The 16471-nt window shown below is 69.6% G+C and carries 16 protein-coding genes; 10 read left to right on the plus strand and 6 right to left on the minus strand.

All coding sequences use genetic code 11. The features are described 5' to 3' along the window. Positions 1–29: 29 nt before the first annotated feature. Positions 30–1316, minus strand: coding sequence for an adenylosuccinate synthase (locus IF64_RS0119720; RefSeq protein ID WP_030533633.1), 1287 nt, complete (start codon positions 1314–1316; stop codon positions 30–32). Positions 1317–1429: 113 nt separating this feature from the next. Here IF64_RS0119720 and IF64_RS0119725 point away from each other — a divergent pair, with 113 nt between their 5' ends. Both IF64_RS0119725 and IF64_RS0119730 read left to right on the plus strand, forming a co-directional pair. After that, complete coding sequence (locus IF64_RS0119725; RefSeq protein ID WP_425468483.1) at positions 1430–2110, plus strand: hypothetical protein; 681 nt, start codon at positions 1430–1432, stop codon at positions 2108–2110. Between the two features lie 94 nt (positions 2111–2204). Next, the gene (locus IF64_RS0119730; RefSeq protein WP_030533635.1) at positions 2205–2840 is read left to right on the plus strand and encodes an HNH endonuclease family protein; all 636 of its coding nucleotides are present in this window, start codon (positions 2205–2207) and stop codon (positions 2838–2840) included. 111 nt (positions 2841–2951) lie between these two features. Here the strand turns inward: IF64_RS0119730 and IF64_RS0119735 are convergent, their stop codons facing one another. Next, positions 2952–3677, minus strand: a complete 726-nt coding sequence (locus IF64_RS0119735) for a TetR/AcrR family transcriptional regulator (protein ID WP_030533636.1) — start codon at positions 3675–3677, stop codon at positions 2952–2954. A gap of 91 nt (positions 3678–3768) precedes the next feature. On the opposite strand from IF64_RS0119735, the gene IF64_RS0119740 reads away from it, so the two are divergent. After that, entirely contained in the window at positions 3769–5043 is a 1275-nt protein-coding gene (locus IF64_RS0119740) for a lipase family protein (protein WP_030533637.1), read from the plus strand. A 103-nt stretch (positions 5044–5146) separates the two neighbouring features. Here IF64_RS0119740 and IF64_RS0119745 read toward each other — a convergent pair whose 3' ends face one another. Next, a complete protein-coding gene (locus tag IF64_RS0119745; protein WP_030533638.1) occupies positions 5147–5557 on the minus strand; it encodes a DUF3151 domain-containing protein in 411 nt (136 codons plus the stop codon). Between the two features lie 261 nt (positions 5558–5818). Further along, positions 5819–6847, minus strand: coding sequence for a class II fructose-bisphosphate aldolase (gene fbaA, locus IF64_RS0119755; RefSeq protein ID WP_030533639.1), 1029 nt, complete (start codon positions 6845–6847; stop codon positions 5819–5821). Between the two features lie 399 nt (positions 6848–7246). On the opposite strand from fbaA, the gene IF64_RS0119760 reads away from it, so the two are divergent. Continuing rightward, positions 7247–8497, plus strand: coding sequence for an MFS transporter (locus IF64_RS0119760; RefSeq protein WP_048807578.1), 1251 nt, complete (start codon positions 7247–7249; stop codon positions 8495–8497). A gap of 65 nt (positions 8498–8562) precedes the next feature. Here the strand turns inward: IF64_RS0119760 and IF64_RS0119765 are convergent, their stop codons facing one another. After that, the gene (locus IF64_RS0119765; protein ID WP_030533641.1) at positions 8563–9393 is read right to left on the minus strand and encodes an LLM class F420-dependent oxidoreductase; all 831 of its coding nucleotides are present in this window, start codon (positions 9391–9393) and stop codon (positions 8563–8565) included. 203 nt (positions 9394–9596) lie between these two features. On the opposite strand from IF64_RS0119765, the gene IF64_RS0119770 reads away from it, so the two are divergent. From IF64_RS0119770 to IF64_RS0119790, 5 genes are all read left to right on the plus strand, one after another. Next, positions 9597–10478: an SDR family oxidoreductase gene (locus IF64_RS0119770; RefSeq protein ID WP_030533642.1), complete on the plus strand. Its 882-nt coding sequence runs from the start codon at positions 9597–9599 to the stop codon at positions 10476–10478. A gap of 177 nt (positions 10479–10655) precedes the next feature. After that, positions 10656–11138, plus strand: coding sequence for a pyridoxamine 5'-phosphate oxidase family protein (locus IF64_RS0119775; protein ID WP_030533643.1), 483 nt, complete (start codon positions 10656–10658; stop codon positions 11136–11138). A gap of 118 nt (positions 11139–11256) precedes the next feature. Next, a complete protein-coding gene (locus tag IF64_RS0119780) occupies positions 11257–12213 on the plus strand; it encodes an esterase/lipase family protein (RefSeq protein WP_030533644.1) in 957 nt (318 codons plus the stop codon). 107 nt (positions 12214–12320) lie between these two features. Next, the gene (locus IF64_RS0119785) at positions 12321–13964 is read left to right on the plus strand and encodes a sigma-54-dependent Fis family transcriptional regulator (protein ID WP_030533645.1); all 1644 of its coding nucleotides are present in this window, start codon (positions 12321–12323) and stop codon (positions 13962–13964) included. Positions 13965–14092: 128 nt separating this feature from the next. Beyond that, a complete protein-coding gene (locus IF64_RS0119790; protein ID WP_030533646.1) occupies positions 14093–15205 on the plus strand; it encodes an NDMA-dependent alcohol dehydrogenase in 1113 nt (370 codons plus the stop codon). A 79-nt stretch (positions 15206–15284) separates the two neighbouring features. On the opposite strand, the gene IF64_RS0119795 is transcribed toward IF64_RS0119790, so the two are convergent. After that, positions 15285–15569 (minus strand): YciI family protein, encoded by a 285-nt coding sequence (locus IF64_RS0119795; protein ID WP_030533647.1) that lies wholly within the window; start codon positions 15567–15569, stop codon positions 15285–15287. A 234-nt stretch (positions 15570–15803) separates the two neighbouring features. Here IF64_RS0119795 and IF64_RS0119800 point away from each other — a divergent pair, with 234 nt between their 5' ends. Then, positions 15804–16421 carry an RNA polymerase sigma factor gene (locus IF64_RS0119800; protein WP_030533648.1) on the plus strand — a complete coding sequence of 206 codons (618 nt, stop codon included), beginning with the start codon at positions 15804–15806 and terminating at the stop codon, positions 16419–16421. The last annotated feature ends 50 nt before the right edge of the window (positions 16422–16471 follow it).

The following is a 16471-nucleotide window of genomic DNA, read 5'->3' on the forward strand; positions in this document are numbered from 1 at the left end:
ACCATGGGGCCCTCGGGGGCATGTGGCCCTCAGAGGATCGCGTGCCGTTCGATGGTCTGCTCGCGGCCGGGGCCGACGCCGATCGCGGAGATGCGGGTGCCCATCAGTTCCTCGAGCCGCTCGACGTAGGCCTGCGCGTTCTTCGGCAGCTCCTCGAAGCTGCGGCACTCGCTGATGTCCTCCCACCAGCCGGGCAGCTCCTCGTAGACCGGCTTCGCGTGGTGGACGTCGGTCTGCGTCATCGGCATGTCCTCGGTGCGCTCACCGTCGACCTCGTAGGCCACGCACACCGGCACCCGCTCCAGCCCGGACAGCACGTCGAGCTTGGTGAGGAAGTAGTCGGTGATGCCGTTGACCCGCGAGGCGTAGCGGCCGATCACCGCGTCGAACCAGCCGGTGCGGCGCGAACGTCCCGTGGTGACGCCGAATTCGCCACCGGACTTGCGCAGGTTCTCGCCCGCCTCGTCGTGCAGCTCGGTCGGGAACGGACCCGAACCGACCCGCGTGGTGTAGGCCTTCAGGATGCCCAGCACCGTGGTGATGCGGCCGGGGCCGATGCCCGAACCGGCGCTCGCGCCACCCGAGGTGGGGCTGGACGAGGTGACGTACGGGTACGTGCCGTGGTCGACATCGAGCAGCGTCCCCTGCGAACCCTCGAGCAGCACCGTCTCGTCACGTTCGAGGGCCTTGTTGAGTTCGAGTCGCGTGTCGGCGATGCGGTGCTGGAACCGCTCGGCCTGGCTCAGCACCGTGTCGGTGACCTCGGCCGCGTCGAGCCCCTTGCGGTTGTAGACCTTCACCAGCACCTGGTTCTTGAACTCCAGGGCGGCCTCGACCTTCTGGCGCAGGATCTTCTCGTCGAGCACGTCCTGCACGCGCACGCCCACGCGGGCGACCTTGTCCTGGTAGCACGGACCGATGCCGCGTCCGGTGGTGCCGATCTTCCGGCTGCCGAGGTAGCGCTCGGTGACCTTATCGATGGCCACGTGGTACGGCATGATCAAGTGCGCGTCGGCCGACAGCAGCAGCTTGCTCGTGTCGATGTCGCGGGCCTCGAGCCCTTCGAGCTCGTCGAGCAGCACACCCGGATCGACCACGACACCGTTGCCGATCACGTTCGTCACGCCCGGCGTGAGGATGCCGGACGGGATCAGGTGCAGGGCGAAGTCCTGGCCGTCGGGCAGCACCACCGTGTGGCCCGCGTTGTTCCCACCCTGGTAGCGCACCACCCACTGCACCTTGTCGCCGAGCAGGTCGGTGGCCTTGCCCTTGCCTTCGTCGCCCCATTGGGCACCGATGAGCACGATGGCCGGCATGTGAAACTCCAAGGTGTGAGGTAGTGGCTGTGGTCGTTTCGGACGCTGACGCGTGGCGGTCAGTCGATATGACTGGGAAATGCCGGTACATGAGCCTAACCGAGGGGGTTCTCGTGCGGGGATTGGTGTTGCTCTGCGGCGGCGCTGAGCTGGGGTTTCAACTGCCGGAGGGCGCCGAGGCGGAGAAGGTGCCCGCACGTCCGGGCAAGGCCGACGTCGACCGGCTGCTGACCTCGGGACCGCAGCGACTCGTGGTCGTGGGGCAGGACGGCGACCTCGCCGCGGTCGCACTGCGGCTGCTGCGCAAGGACCGGCTCGGGGACATCGCCGTCGGCTACGTGCCGACCGCCCACTCGGAGATCGCGCAGCTGTGGGGATTGCCACGCGAGACGTCCGCCTCGTTCGACACCGCGTGGTCGGCCGAACCGCGCGACGTTCCGCTGATCAGGGACGACGCGGGCGGTGTGCTGCTGGGGCTCGGCGTGGTGCGCAAACCGCGCGGCGTGGCCTACTGCGACGACACCGAGGCACTGCGCGGCGAGGCCGAACTGCTCGAGGTGCGGCCCGACCCGCGGGCGGGCAGTGACACCTCGAGCAGTGGACTCAGCGTGACGATCACCCGCGGCAGGCTCCTGAAACGGCGCACCCGGCTGGCAGGCAGGGCGTTCCAGCTCGGCGGGAGCGAGGTCGTGCCCGAACGCGACGGGGTGCCCTGTCCGCGGCCGATGTCGCGGTGGACTTGGTACAGGCATACACACGACTTCCGTCTGGTTCTGCCCCCGACATCGGTCTGATTCCGCCCAGGGTTAACGATTCCGTTACCTGCCTTGGAGACAGTCGGAAAGTCCTTCACGTCACCGGATTCCCCCTTTGTCGAGAGGTGCTGTCGTGACTGTCTTCCGTACTCTCCGTAACTCCGCGGTCGCCCTGGGTGCGACCGCCGCCCTCACGTTCGCCGGCGCGGGCACCGCGCTCGCCGAGCCGCCCGGCATCCCCACGCCGACCGAGGCCGAGACCCAGCTCGAGTCGCTGACGGTCGCCCCCGACGGCTCGCTCGACGGCTACGACCGCGACGAGTTCCCCCACTGGAGCAGCCACGAGGACAACTGCAACACCCGTGAGCTCGTGCTCGAGCGCGACGGCGACGACGTCGAGACCGGCACGGACTGCTACCCGACCTCCGGCAGCTGGTACAGCGGGTTCGACGGCGAGACGGTCAGCGACCCGTCGGACATCGACATCGACCACGTCGTGCCGCTCGCCAACGCCTGGCGGACGGATGCCTCGGAGTGGACCACCGACGAGCGCGAGGCCTACGCCAACGACCTCGAATCGCCGCAGCTGATCGCCGTCACGGCCGCGTCCAACCGGTCCAAGGGCGACTCCGACCCGTCCGAATGGCAGCCGATCGACTCCTACCACTGCACGTACGCCTCGATGTGGGTCGGCGTGAAGCACAAGTACGAGCTGACCGTCAACGAGGCGGAGAAGGCCTCACTGAAGGACATGCTCTCCACCTGCTGACGGCCGGATCGGCCCGCGCTCGCCGCGGCGAGCGCGGGATCGGCTCCCGCGGCGTCCCGGTCGCCACCAGGGGCGCCGCGGAGCCGTCCGTACGGTTCCCTTTCCCGGAGGTCACCGCAGCCGGTCGATGACGTCGGGCGTGTGCCGCTGCAGGCGCAGGACACCGCCCACCGTGAACTCGGTCAGCAGGTCGATCAGCGCCTCCGGATCAGGCGCATCGGCATCTCCAGCGGAGGTCTCGGCCGTTGCGCGCCCGTCTGTTTCACCGGCTGGGTCGGCGGTCGAGCCGGCAGCGGCGGGCCACCTCATCGCCACGAGCGTCTCCGCCATCGCGAACCACATCGCCACCAGTGCGGTGTTGGCCCTGCCCGGCTCGACACCGTGCTCGGCCCACCGTCGCCTACTCGCCTCCGTGTAGACCTCGGCCAACCGCCCGCGCAACCGCGTCAACGCGCCGGTACCCGCCCGCTCGGCCTGCTGCAACACCGCGAGCACGTCGGGATGGTCGGAGGCGAGCGTGAACATGGCCGCGTAGTTCCGCCGCGCCCACGTGTGCAGATCCAGCTCCGCATCAGCCGCGCCGCGCTCGGCGATGGTGGCGTAGGCCAGTTCTTCGGCGTCGGCCACGACCTGGTCGAACAGCGTGCCGCGGTCCTCGAACAGTTCGTAGACGGTCTGCCTGCGCACGCCAGCCTCGCGCGCGATCTGCTCGATCGTCGCTCCCGACCGCCCACGCTCGGCGAACACCGCACGCGCCGCCGTCAGCACCCGACTGCGTTGTTCCTGGACGGGCCGTGTGCGCGGACGTCCCGGCCCACGCTTACGGGGGCTTGACATCGAGCCCTCCTCACCTCGAACCTTTTTCGGACAGCAGTGTCGAAAACCGCACGTCGACAACCACACAACGCCACGCTCAACGGAGAGCTACATGCGATCAGTTCGCCGCGGAAGGACCACCGCGTCCGTCAGCGCACTCGCCGTCATCGCCGCATCCGCCACCGCCGCGTCCGTGCTCACCGCCGCCCCCGCCGCCGCGGAGCCGATGTCGCCCGCCCCCGTGGCCCCGGCGAGCGAGGAGTTCTACCAACCACCGTCCCCGCTTCCCGACGGGGACGACGGAGACATCATCCGGCACGAGGAGACCACGTTCTTCCTCGATCCGCTGAAACTGACGCGTGCACCGGCCGACGCGCAGCGGGTCATGTACCTCAGCAACGACACGCACGGCGAACCGAACGCCGTGACCGGCACGGTCCTCACCCCGCACAAGGAGTGGGACGGTCCGGGCGAGCGGCCCATCGTCGGCTACGCCGCGGGTACCCAGGGCATGGCCGACCGGTGCGCACCGTCGAGGGCCATGGAGTCCGGCACCGAGTACGAGGGCATCTTCATCAAGGGCATGCTCGCCCGCGGGTATGCCGTCGCGCTCACCGACTACGAGGGACTCGGCACCCCTGGCGTGCACACCTACGTGAACCGGAAGGCCTCCGCCCATGCGGTGCTCGACATGGTGCGGGCCGCGCAGCGGCTCCCCGAGGCCGACCTGCCCTCCGACGGCCCGGTGCTGACGGCCGGCTACTCGCAGGGTGGCGGGGCATCGGCCGCTGCCGCCGAACTCCAGCCGGAGTACGCCCCGGACCTGGACCTGCGCGGCTCCTTCGCAGGCGCGCCGCCCGCCGACCTGGCGGCGGTGGCCGAGCAGCTCGACGGGCACTACGCGGCGGCGTTCCTGCTGTTCGCCGTCGCGGGCATGCACGAGGCATACCCGAACCTGGGCATCGACGAGATGCTGAACGACAAGGGCCGCGAGGTCCGGACGAAGATCGAGAACAGCTGTACGGGCGACGGGCTGATCGGCAACCTGCTGCGCCGCACGTCCGAGTTGACCGCGGACGGCAGGCCGATCGGCGCCTACCTCGACGAGGAGCCGTTCCGCAGCGCCGTCGAGGAGCAGCGCATCGGCACGGTGCCGCCGCAGGCGCCGGTGTATGTGGCGCACAGCAGGCTCGACGACATCGTGCCGTACGAGCAGGGGCGCGACATGGCCCGGTCGTGGTGCGGAGGCGGCGCGACCGTCCAGTTCGACACCGTGGCGATCCCGACGCACGTCGGCGGCTACGTGGCCGCCTACCCGAAGGCCTACCGGTGGCTCGACCAGCGTGTGAAGGGTGAGCAGCCGCCGACCAACTGCGGCGAGTTCTGAGACCGGCCGCATCGAAGCACAACGAAGCGCAGCGAAGGGGCCGCGCGGACACGGAAAGGCCGCCGGGGTGCAGAGCATCCCGGCGGCCTTGTCGTGTGGCGGTTCAGGCCAGGCCCGTGGCCTCGGCCGAAGCGGGATCGGAGTCGAGCAGCAACTGCTTGCAGCGTTCGTACTCGTCGGTCTCCCCGATGCGGCTCGCTGCCTTGGCCAGCGCGGCGACGCTGCGGAGGAAGCCCTGGTTCGGACGGTGCGCCCACGGAACGGGGCCGAACCCCTTCCAGCCCGCGCGGCGCAGCTGGTCGAGGCCCCGGTGATAACCGGTGCGGGCGTAGGCGTAGGCGTCGACGACCTCGTTCTCGCCGAGCGCGCGTTCGGCGAGTGCCGCCCACGCCTCACTGAAATCGGGGTGCTCGGCGGCGACTTCACTCGGCTCGGTGCCCGCGTCGAGTGCGGCTTCGGCGTCGGGACGCTCCGGGAGCGTGGTGGGGTCCGGTTCGAGCAGGTTGTGCGTCATGCCGCCATTCAACCACCGGCCGCTCCCGCGGTCAGAGCAGCACGGCCAACGACGACGCGACACCCATCAGCAGCAGACACCCGACGAGCACGATCGCGACAAGACGTTTCGACATCACACCGCCCACTGTGCCTGACGACGGACCGTGGGCGAGGCGTCCCCCGAACGGGGATCGGAGAGCCCGAGGTCCGGTCGCCGGTGTACGGCGAACGGACCTCGGGCTCGGCGGAACGTGCGCTGCGGGGCAGACCCGCCACCGCGTCAGAGCTTCTTGCCTGCCGACTTCAGGTGCTCGGCAGCCTCGACGACGCGCGCGGCCATGCCGCCCTCGGCAGCCTTGAGGTAGCTGCGCGGGTCGTAGGTCTTCTTGTTGCCGACCTCGCCGTCGACCTTGAGCACGCCGTCGTAGTTCTTGAAGAAGTGGTCGGCGATCGGCCGCGAGAAGGCGTACTGGGTGTCGGTGTCGACGTTCATCTTCACCACGCCGTAGCTGACGGCCTCGTGGATCTCCTCGAGCAACGAGCCCGAACCACCGTGGAAGACGAGCTCGAACGGCTTCGAACCGGCGGAAAGACCCAGTTTCTCGGCCGCGACCTCCTGGCCGCGCTTGAGCACGTCCGGACGCAGCTTGACCGCGCCAGGCTTGTAGGCGCCGTGCACGTTGCCGAACGTCGCCGCCAGCAGGTAGCGACCCTTCTCGCCGGCACCGAGCGCGTCGACGGTCTTCAGGAAGTCGCCCTCAGCGGTGTAGAGCTTCTCGTTGATCTCGTTGGAGACGCCGTCCTCCTCGCCGCCGACGACACCGATCTCGACCTCGAGGATGATCTTCGCGGCGGCCGCCTTGTCGAGCAGCTCCGAGGCGATCGAGAGGTTCTCGTCGAGGTCGATCGCCGAGCCGTCCCACATGTGCGACTGGAACAGCGGGTTCTTGCCCGCGTTGACGCGTTCCTGCGAGATCTCGATCAGCGGGCGGACGAAGCCGTCGAGCTTGTCCTTGGGGCAGTGGTCGGTGTGCAGGGCGACGTTGACGTCGTACTTCTCGGCGACCACGTGCGCGAACTCGGCCAGCGCCTGCGCACCGGTGACCATGTCCTTGACCTTCTGACCCGACGCGAACTCGGCGCCACCGGTCGAGAACTGGATGATGCCGTCGCTCTCGGCCTCGGCGAACCCGCGGATCGCCGCGTTGACGGTCTCCGACGAGGTCACGTTGATCGCCGGGTACGCGAACTCACCCTGCTTCGCGCGGTCCAGCATCTCCGCGTAGACCTCAGGTGTGGCGATGGGCATCGTTGTCCTCCTCGGGCTCATGACTGACGGGCCTGACTGCTCGCACCCAGCCGTGTTCCCCGTCGTAGGTGCGATTGATTCGTCCTGCGAATACGGCGCCGGGACACGTCCGGCGCCGGGGGTTCCTGCGCCGGATCCTACGAGCCACAGCCTGGCATCACCCGATGACACGGTGAAGGCCCCGAAGCGCTGACGTGGCCTTTTTCGCAACATCGATTCAGTGTTCGATTCAGTAGGCCGCGGCTCGGGTAATGCCCGCTCGGCGACGAGGTGTTCCTGCGCCGCGTTCGCTTCTCGCAGTGTGGACTGTGCCCGTGGTCCTGGTGGTCGCTGTCATAGGCCGATCAACCCTGCGCCCCATTAAGATTGCTTACGGCAAACAATCAGGGAGAGCTGGTCATGACGGCACGGGCCGACGCACAGGACACGACGGCCACCCCCTCCACCGCACCCCGCCCCCGCATCTGGTCCCGCGACCTCGCCCTCGTCTGGGTGGTCAACTTCTGCCTCGCCCTGACGTTCTACGGACTCGTCACGGTCATGGCCGTGTACGCCGTGACCCGGTTCGCCGTGTCCGACTCGACGGGCGGTCTGGCGGCCAGCATCTTCGTGGTCGGCGCGACCGTGGCGAGGTTGTTCGCGGGCGGACTCGTCGACCGAATCGGACGACGGCGCGTCCTGTGGGTCGGACTGCTCGCCTGCACCGCCGTCGCCGCGCTGTACCTCGTGGCGAGTTCGCTGCCCGCACTGCTCGTCGTGCGGGCACTGCATGGCGTGCTGTTCGCGGGGACGAGCACGGCCGCGATGACGTTGGCACAGGCCCGCATCCCGGCGTCGCGGCGCAGCGAGGGCACCGGCTACTTCGCACTCAGCATCACGCTCTCGACCGCGGTCGGGCCGTTCCTGAGCCTGGAGATCGTGGAGGGCAGCGGTTACGACCCGCTGTTCTGGGCGCTGTTGGTGGTCCACGTCGTGGCCTGCGGACTGGCGCTGCTCGTGTCGACGAAGGGCGAACCCGCCGGGCACCGCACGCGCCGTACCCGGCCCGGCTTCCGCGGTGTCCTGCGCACGATGGTGCATCCGGCCGTGCTGCCGATCGGGCTGTTCATCCTGGTGATCGGCTCGGTGTACTCGAGCATCGTGACGTACCTGAACTCCTACACCGCGCAGGAAGGGCTCGAACGCGGCGCGAGCCTGTTCTTCGTGGCGTACGCGCTGGTGATGTTCGTGAGCCGGTTCGTCATGGGCAGACTGCAGGACCGGCGCGGGGACAACGTCGTCGTCTACTCGGCCGTGGTCGTGTTCGCCGGTGCGCTCGCGCTGCTCGGCACGGCCTCCGCCGACTGGATGATCGTGGCCACCGGCGCGCTCACCGGGTTCGGCTTCGGCACCATCAATCCGGCCTGCCAGGCCGCGGCCGTGGCGAGGGTGTCGCAGGACGAGTTCGGCGTCGCGATCTCGACGTTCTTCCTGATGCTCGACGGAGGCGTCGGCCTGGGACCGGTCGTTCTCGGCCTGCTGGCCGAGCGGACGGGCTACGCGACGATGTTCCTCGTTCTCGCCGCGGTCATGGTGGCGAGCGCGGGGCTGTACGCAGCGGTCCACGGCCGGCGCCCGGAAGCTCGCCGAGGCCGGGCAGTAGTCACGTGAGGTGCCGCCGAGGTGCCGTTGGCTGCGCTCGGTGCGCCCAACGGCACCTCGGTGGCGTTGGCCGCCTACTTCAGGAGCTCGGCCAGGGCTCGGTAGGTGGGCAGGGGGTCGTCCTGCATGGGCAGTGCCTGGATGCACACGTGGTCGGCGCCGGCCTCGATGTGCTTCTTGACGCCCGCGGCCACGGTCTCGGCGTCGCCGTGCAGACCGAGCTTGTCGATCAGCGCGTCGCTGCCGCCGTTGTCGAGGTCCGATTCGGACCATCCGAGGCGCAGCAGGTTGTTCCGGTAGTTCGTCAGGCCGAGGTACGGCTGGTTGATCGGCCCGCGCGCGGTCTCGCGTGCCCGCGCGTCGTCGGTGTCGAGGACGACCTTCTGCTCGGGCGCCAGCAGCACGCCCTTGCCGAGCAGCTCGCGCGCCTGTGCCGTGTGTTCGGGGGTGGTCAGGTACGGATGCGCCCCGAGCGCGCGCTGCGCCGACAGCTTCAGCACCTTCGGTCCGAGCGCGGCGAGCGCCCTGCCCTCGACGGGGACGCCCGCCTCGTCCAGCTGGTCCAAGTAGGACACGATCTTGTCGTACGGCTTCTCGTACTCCTGCTGGGCCTCACGGTGTCCGACGCCGACACCGAGCAGGAACCGGTCCGGATGCTTGGCCGCGAGGCGCCGGTACGAGGCACCGACCGTCGCGGCGTCGTCCGTCCACATGTTGACGATGCCGGTCGCCACCGTGATCGACGACGTCGCGTCGAGCAGCGCCTCGACGTGCTCGAAGTCGCCGGGCGGATTGCCGCCGAGCCAGATCGTGCCGTAGCCGAGCTTCTCGATCTCGGCGGCCAGTTCCGTGTCGACGCCGTTCCACCAGCGCCAGATTCCGTACTTCCCAAGATTCACTGCCATGTCCGTGGCAACGTCACGCGGCGGCTCGGATGTTCCGCGCCGGGCGGCGAGCCGGAGACGATCATCGGGACCCCGAAGGGACGATCAGCGCGTCTACCGAGCAGTAGCCTACTGCGAGTAAGTTGGGGTACGGTCCCGGTGAGAGCACCGAGGAGGCAACAGTGACGTTCCTGTCCGGCGGCAAGAGCGACAGCCAGAAGAACCTGAAGAACGTGCGCGGCAAGGTCGTGCTGATCACCGGGGCGGCGCGCGGCATCGGCGCGGGGCTGGCCGAACGCCTGGCCGCCGACGGCGCCAAGGTCGCACTCGTGGGCCTCGAAGCCGACGAGCAGGCCAAGGTCGCCGAGCGCATCGGCCCGAACGCCCGCTCGTGGGAGGCCGACGTCACCAGCTGGGACGCCCTCGAGAAGGCGACCGAAGGAGTCGTGTCGCACTTCGGCGGCATCGACATCGTGATCGCCAACGCGGGCATCGCCACGACCGGCTTCGCCCGCTCGGTCGACCGCGACGCCTACGAGAAGGTGTTCGAGGTCGACCTGCTCGGCGTGTGGCGCACGTTCCGCGTCACGATGCCCCACGTCATCGACCGCAAGGGCTACCTGCTGGCGATCTCGTCGTTCGCGGCGATCGCCCACGCGCCCGGACTGTCCAACTACGCGGCAGCCAAGGCCGGTGTCGAGGCGTTCTGCAACAGCCTGCGCGCCGAGCTGCAGCACCTGGGCGTGAAGGTGGGCGTGGCCCATCCGACGTGGATCAAGACCGACCTGGTCGACAGCGCCGACTCCCACCCGGTGTTCGGCAAGCTCCGCACCGGCATGCCCGGCCTCATGGGCAAGACCTACCCGCTCGACCTGGCTCTGGATCAGCTCACCGAGGGCATCCGCAAGCGCGCCCGCGTCATCCACGTGCCGAAGTGGGTCGGCGTGATGAAGCTGATCAGGGCCGTACTGCCGCCCGTCATCGAGTTCGGATCGCGCTTCCAGGGCGTGGCCAAGGCCGACGAGGCCGCGATCGAGGACATCGCCAAGCGCGGCGCTCGCGAATCGGCGCTCAACGGCCACGGTGGACGCGCCGCCATCAAGTGACCGCAGCACCGGCGGGCGCGGCGCCACCCAACGAGACACCACGGAGGTGACGCCAGATCGGCCGGCGCGCACGAGATCACCCGGCTCGGCAGGCCACGCTCGGAGGGCGGGAGGCTTCCTTCCGCCCTCCGGCGCTGGCACGATGATCGACATCGCCCGCTACGAGGGAGGACACGGTTGTCCCGCCGCGACCAGATCCGCATGAGCGACGACGAGGTGCGCGCGTACTTCGCACAGCAGCGAGTCATCAACGTCGCCACGATGAACCCCAACGGCAGGCCACACCTGGCACCGCTGTGGTACTTCCCGCAGGAGTCCCGCGCCCCCGTGCCTGCGCTCGCGACGTGGACGTACCGGAAGTCGCAGAAGATCGCCAACCTCATGCGGCTGCCGCAGGCCACGGTGCTCATCGAGTCGGGGGAGTCGTACGAGCAGCTGCGCGGCGTCTCGATGGAGTGCGACGTCGCGTTCGTCGAGGACACCGAGTCCGTCGCCGACATCGGCACGACCCTCGCGATGCGCTACGCCGGACTCGAGGGTGAGGCGCCCGACGAGCTCAAGGCAGGCATCGCCCACCAGGCACCGAAACGCATCGGACTCGTGCTCACCCCCACAAAGATCGTCAGCTGGGACCACACGAAACTCGGCGGAGGTTACTGACCGGCGCATCCGCCGGTGCGGGAGGTCGGCGCGGTGGCGCGATCTCCGGGCGCCGGTTTCGCGGTGATCACCTACGCTTCCCTTTCGTCAACGGTGACGACAAGGAAAGCGGGACCTCGTGGGTGCACCACTGCGGCGGCTCGGCGCTCTCGGCGCCGCGATCGGCATCGTCTTGGGCCTCGGAGTTCTGGGCATCGGACTCGGCGCACCGGCGCAGGCAGCCGAGGTCCCCGAGCAGGAGCCGACCGGACCGCCGCAGCCCAACATCGTCACCGCACTGACGTACTCGGGCGCCCGGCCCACCGTCATGCCACCGCACACCAACGACTGGGGTTGCGAGCCGAGTCCCGAACATCCCAACCCCGTCCTGCTGTCCAACGGCACGCTGGTCAACTCGTACGCGGACTGGGCGGGCCTGTCGGGCACGCTGGCCGACGCCGGGTACTGCGTGTTCAGCGTGAACCTCGGTGGGGCGAAGGGCAGCCCGGTCCAGACGGTCGGCCCCGTCGCGGACACGGCCACGCAGCTGGCGGAGTTCGGCGACCGCGTGCTCGCCGCGACCGGCGCGGACCGGCTCGACGTCGTCGGCCACTCCCAAGGCGGCATGAATCCGCGCTACTGGATCAAGCACCTCGGCGGCGAGCAGAAGATCGACCGGCTGATCGGACTGGCCCCTTCGAACTACGGCACCGACCTGTTCGGCCTGCTCAGCCTCGTCCAGCGCGTGCCACCGCTGCGCGATCTGATCGGCATCCCGTTCCCCGCCTTCAACGACCAGGAGAAGAACTCCGCGTTCCTCGCCGAGTTGAACGCGGGCGGCGACACCGTCCCGGGCGTGGACTACACGGTGATCCAGACGAAGTACGACGAGGTGGTCACCCCCTACACCAACGCCTTCCTCGCCCCCGCGCCGAACGTCGAGAACATCCTGCTCCAGGACGTGTGCCCGGCCGACAAGACCGACCACCTCGGCATCACCTACGACCCCATCGCCGCGCAACTGGTGCTGAACGCCCTCGACCCGTCGAGCGCCGAGCCGCCACGCTGCCGGTTCGTCCCGCCCCTGCTCTCCTGAAGGCCGGCGGCGGTGCGGCCCGCGGGCCTTGACCCGTTCGCGGGGCTGCATCGGCGAGCTGCGAACTGCGATGATGAGCACCGGACCCACTCAGCGAGGAGTGCCCGGTGACGCTACGAGCCGAGATCGCCCAGTCCTGGCGGCGCGCCGAACTGTCGGGCCTGAAGCCCAGCAGCCCCGCCGATCGGCTGGCGCGCGACGACTTCACCGACATCGACATCCGTAGCCGCCTCCTGCGTGCCGCAGACCCGGTACTCGACCAGGTCTCCCGGCATCTGCGGGACACGCGGCTGTCGGTGCTGCTGGCCGACCGCGACTGCCGCATCGTCGCCCGCCGCTACGGCGATCGCGCGCTCGAACGGGCCCTCGACGACGTCAGTGCCGTGCCCGGATGCCGGTTCACCGAGGAGACCAGCGGCACGAACTCCCTGGCCACGCCGTACGAACTGCGCCGCGGCATCGCCGTCCACGGCGAGGAGCACTTCCTCGACGCGCTCAAGCGGTTCACCTGCTACGGACATCCGATCACCAACCCGGCGACCGGCAGGCTCGAAGGCGTCCTCGACATCACCGGCCTCGTCGAGGACGCCAATCCGCTGCTCGCACCGTTCCTCCTGCAGGCGGTGGCCGACATCGAACACCGCCTGCTCGACGGCTCGAACCAGGCCCAGCAACGTCTGCTGGCCGCGTTCCAGGCCGCGCGGCACCGGTCGTCGGCGGTACTGGCGCTCGGCGAGGACGTGGTGCTGGCCAACAGTGCGGCCGTCGACCTGGTCGACCCGGCCGACCATCCGATGCTGCGGGAGCTGTCGCGCACCCGCCGCGGGGTGCAGCGGATGCGGTTGTCGTCCGGCACCGAGGTCGAGGTGCGGATGGAGGCGGTGTCGGTCAACGCGGGCATGCTGTTCGAACTGGCACCGCTGCGGCCCGCCTACCGCGGCGCGACCCGCAGGCGCGCGGCGGGCGGCGTGCTCCCCGGCGACGTCGAGGACCGCCTGGTGCGCAGCGCCCAGGCCCGCCGCCGGGTGCTGGTCATCGGTGAACCGGGCAGCGGCCGCGGAGCGGCGACCGCCGTGCTGGCCGGATCGCTGCCGCTGGTCCGGGTCGACGGCGGCGACGTCGCGGCTCTCGGCGAGGGCGAATGGTGCACGCGACTGGAACGGCTCGCCACGCACCATCCCGGACTGGTGGTCGTGCGGGACGTCCAGTTGCTGCCGCCCCTGTCGGCGACCAGGACGGCGCGGCTGCTCGACGAGACACCGGCGTGGTTCGCGTTCACCGCAGGCACCCGCGACTCCGGCACCGGTGCGGATGTGCACGCCGAACTGCTGGCCCGCGTGCACCGCCGGGTCGAACTGCCACCCCTGCGCGCCCGCCGCGCCGACATCCCGGCGCTGGCCAAGACGATCCTGGCAGGCATCCGTCCCGAGTCGACCCCGCGGCTGACCGCGGGCGCACTCGAACTGCTGGCCGCCCAACCGTGGCCGGGCAACCTGCGGGAACTCGAGACCGTGCTGTCCGACGTCGCAGAACAGCGCTCGACCGGCGACATCACCGCACGCGACCTGGCACCGCTGTGCCCGGTGACGACCACCGCGCCGAACCTGTCGGGATGGCAGCAGGCCGAGTACGAGGCGATCACGCGCGCGCTCGCGGCCGTCGGCGGCAACAAGGTGCGCGCGGCACGCGAACTCGGGATCAGCCGTTCGACGCTGTACAACCGCATCCGCACGCTGCACATCACGACCTGACGGCGTGGGGCGCCTGCGTTCGCGCCGAACCCCGTGTGTGCAAAAGCTGCACACCCTCAGCACGGCGAACGCTCCGACAATCTCGAGTGCACGCATTGCAATGACGCAATACGGACGAGGGAGTCACCGTGAAGACGAAGGCAGCGGTTCTGTTCGACGCGGGTAAGCCGTTCGAGATCATGGAGGTCGATCTGGACGGGCCCGGGCCCGGCGAAGTCCTGATCAAGTACACGGCCGCGGGGCTGTGCCACTCCGACCTGCACCTCATCGACAACGACCTGGTGCCGCGGTTCCCCATCATCGGCGGGCACGAGGGCGCCGGCGTCATCGAGGACGTCGGTCCCGGCGTGACGAAGGTGGCGCCCGGCGACCACGTGGTGTGCAGCTTCATCCCCAACTGCGGGACGTGCCGCTACTGCGCCACCGGCAGGTCGAACCTGTGCGACATGGGCGCCACGATCCTCGACGGCCACATGCCGGACGGCAGCTTCCGCTTCCACGGCGGCGGCAGCGACATCGGAGCCATGTGCATGCTGGGCACGTTCTCCGAGCGCGCGACGATCTCGCAGCACTCCGTGGTGAAGGTCGACGACTGGCTGCCGTTGGAGACCGCCGTGCTCGTGGGCTGCGGTGTCCCGAGCGGATGGGGCACCGCCAACTACGCGGGCGGGGTGCGCGCGGGCGACACCGCCGTCGTCTTCGGTATCGGCGGGCTCGGCATCAATGCGGTGCAGGGCGCCGCGAGCGCGGGTGCGAAGTACGTCGTGGCCGTCGACCCCGTGGAGTTCAAACGCGAGACGGCCCTCAAGTTCGGCGCGACGCACGCGTTCGCGACCGCGGAGGAGGCCACCGCGAAGATCGCCGAACTCACCTGGGGCCAGATGGCGGACCAGGCGCTCATCCTGGTCGGAACCGTCGACGAGCAGGTCGTCGGCGAGGCGTTCGACGCCGTCGGCAAGGGCGGCACCGTGGTCATCACCGGGCTGGCGAACCCGGAGAAGCTCACCGTGCACGTCTCGGGCGGGGTGATGACGCTGTTCGAGAAGACGATCAAGGGCACGCTGTTCGGCTCGTCGAACCCGCAGTACGACATCGTCAAGCTGCTGCGCCTCTACGACGCGGGCCAGCTGAAGCTCGACGAGCTCGTCACCACGAAGTACACCCTCGACCAGGTCAACGAGGGATACCAGGACCTGCGCGACGGCAAGAACATCCGCGGCGTGATCGTCCACGACAGCTGATCACCGCTGTGCCGCCGAGGTGACTGTGGCCTGCGCCGCACGCAGGCCACAGTCACCTTCGTGGCACGGGAATCAACCGTCAGTCGGACGAGGGCAGCCACGCTCCGATGACCGGTTTCCACTCGCGCACGGTTCGTTCGGCGAGTGCTCCCTCGAGGTGATACGGATCGGCGTCGAGCAGCCGCTCGAGCTCGTCCCTGCTCTCGGCCTGCATGATCACCATGCCGCCCACGTTGTCCTCGAGCGGACCGGCGACGGCCACCACACCGCGCTCGGCCAGCTCCGCGAGGTAATCCCGGTGGCGCGGCCGCACGTCCACGTACTTGTCACCGTCGTACCGCGTCTGAACCACGTACCAAGTCATGCCGCGAACGTACGCCCGCACGCGGCGCAGGCCTCACCCGCCCACACACCCGCCCACACCGCCATCCGACCGCACCGCCATCCGACCGCACCGTCACCCGCCGGATCGCCGGCCGCCCCAATACCCCACCGGCCTGGCCGGACCGCTTGCCGGGAAACCTGGGTCGGCGGGGAGGGGAACCGATACGCTGAGCATGCGCGGGCGGAGAGATCCCCAGCACGAAGGACGGGTTGAATGAGCAGTGCCGAGAGCGGCGCGGCCGGCGGCAGCGCCGACGGCAATGCCACGAACGCGGTCGAACAGACGCTTCGGCACCTTCGCACGCTCGACGCCCCCGCCCAGGAGCAGGCTCCGCCGCGCGAGGGACCGCTGACCCTCGAGGATCTGTACCGCCAGCACCGCATGCGCCTGGTCCGGTTGGCGATCCTGCTCGTGGACGAACCGGCGACCGCAGAGGACGTCGTCCAGGAGGCCTTCACCGGTCTGCACCGCAACTGGGGCAAGCTGCGCGACGCCGCCGCCGCGGTCGGCTACCTGCGTGCCGCGGTCGTGAACGGGTCGCGCAGCGTGCTGCGGCGCCGGAAGACGGCTCGCGAGTACGTGCCGCCGCACGCGGTCAACGCCAGGTCGGCCGAGAGCCTCGCGATGCTGTCGACCGAACACCAGGCCGTGGTGAAAGCGCTGTCGAAACTGCCGCCGCGCCAACGCGAAGTGCTCGTACTGCGCTACTACGGCGGCCTGTCCGAGGCGGAGATCGCCGAGGCGACGGGCATCTCGAAGGGCACGGTCAAGTCCACAGCCAGCAGGGCACTCGAAGCCTTGCAGCGCACCATGCCCGATTCGAAGCAGTAGTCCTTTCCGCGCCCTGAAGGGCGATTCCGGTTCGGATCCCGGCACGCGGG

This window comes from Prauserella rugosa, from assembly GCF_000719975.1.
GTDB classification, from domain to species: domain Bacteria; phylum Actinomycetota; class Actinomycetes; order Mycobacteriales; family Pseudonocardiaceae; genus Prauserella; species Prauserella rugosa.

What these genes read in the sequence shown, in the direction of transcription:
- IF64_RS0119720 (WP_030533633.1), bottom strand. Translation starts at nt 1,316, where the DNA reads ATGCCGGCCATCGTGCTCATCGGTGCCCAATGGGGCGACGAAGGCAAG.
- IF64_RS0119735 (WP_030533636.1), bottom strand. Translation starts at nt 3,677, where the DNA reads ATGTCAAGCCCCCGTAAGCGTGGGCCGGGACGTCCGCGCACACGGCCC.
- IF64_RS0119740 (WP_030533637.1), top strand. Translation starts at nt 3,769, where the DNA reads ATGCGATCAGTTCGCCGCGGAAGGACCACCGCGTCCGTCAGCGCACTC.
- IF64_RS0119745 (WP_030533638.1), bottom strand. Translation starts at nt 5,557, where the DNA reads ATGACGCACAACCTGCTCGAACCGGACCCCACCACGCTCCCGGAGCGT.
- fbaA (WP_030533639.1), bottom strand. Translation starts at nt 6,847, where the DNA reads ATGCCCATCGCCACACCTGAGGTCTACGCGGAGATGCTGGACCGCGCG.
- IF64_RS0119760 (WP_048807578.1), top strand. Translation starts at nt 7,247, where the DNA reads ATGACGGCACGGGCCGACGCACAGGACACGACGGCCACCCCCTCCACC.
- IF64_RS0119765 (WP_030533641.1), bottom strand. Translation starts at nt 9,393, where the DNA reads ATGGCAGTGAATCTTGGGAAGTACGGAATCTGGCGCTGGTGGAACGGC.
- IF64_RS0119795 (WP_030533647.1), bottom strand. Translation starts at nt 15,569, where the DNA reads ATGACTTGGTACGTGGTTCAGACGCGGTACGACGGTGACAAGTACGTG.
- IF64_RS0119800 (WP_030533648.1), top strand. Translation starts at nt 15,804, where the DNA reads ATGAGCAGTGCCGAGAGCGGCGCGGCCGGCGGCAGCGCCGACGGCAAT.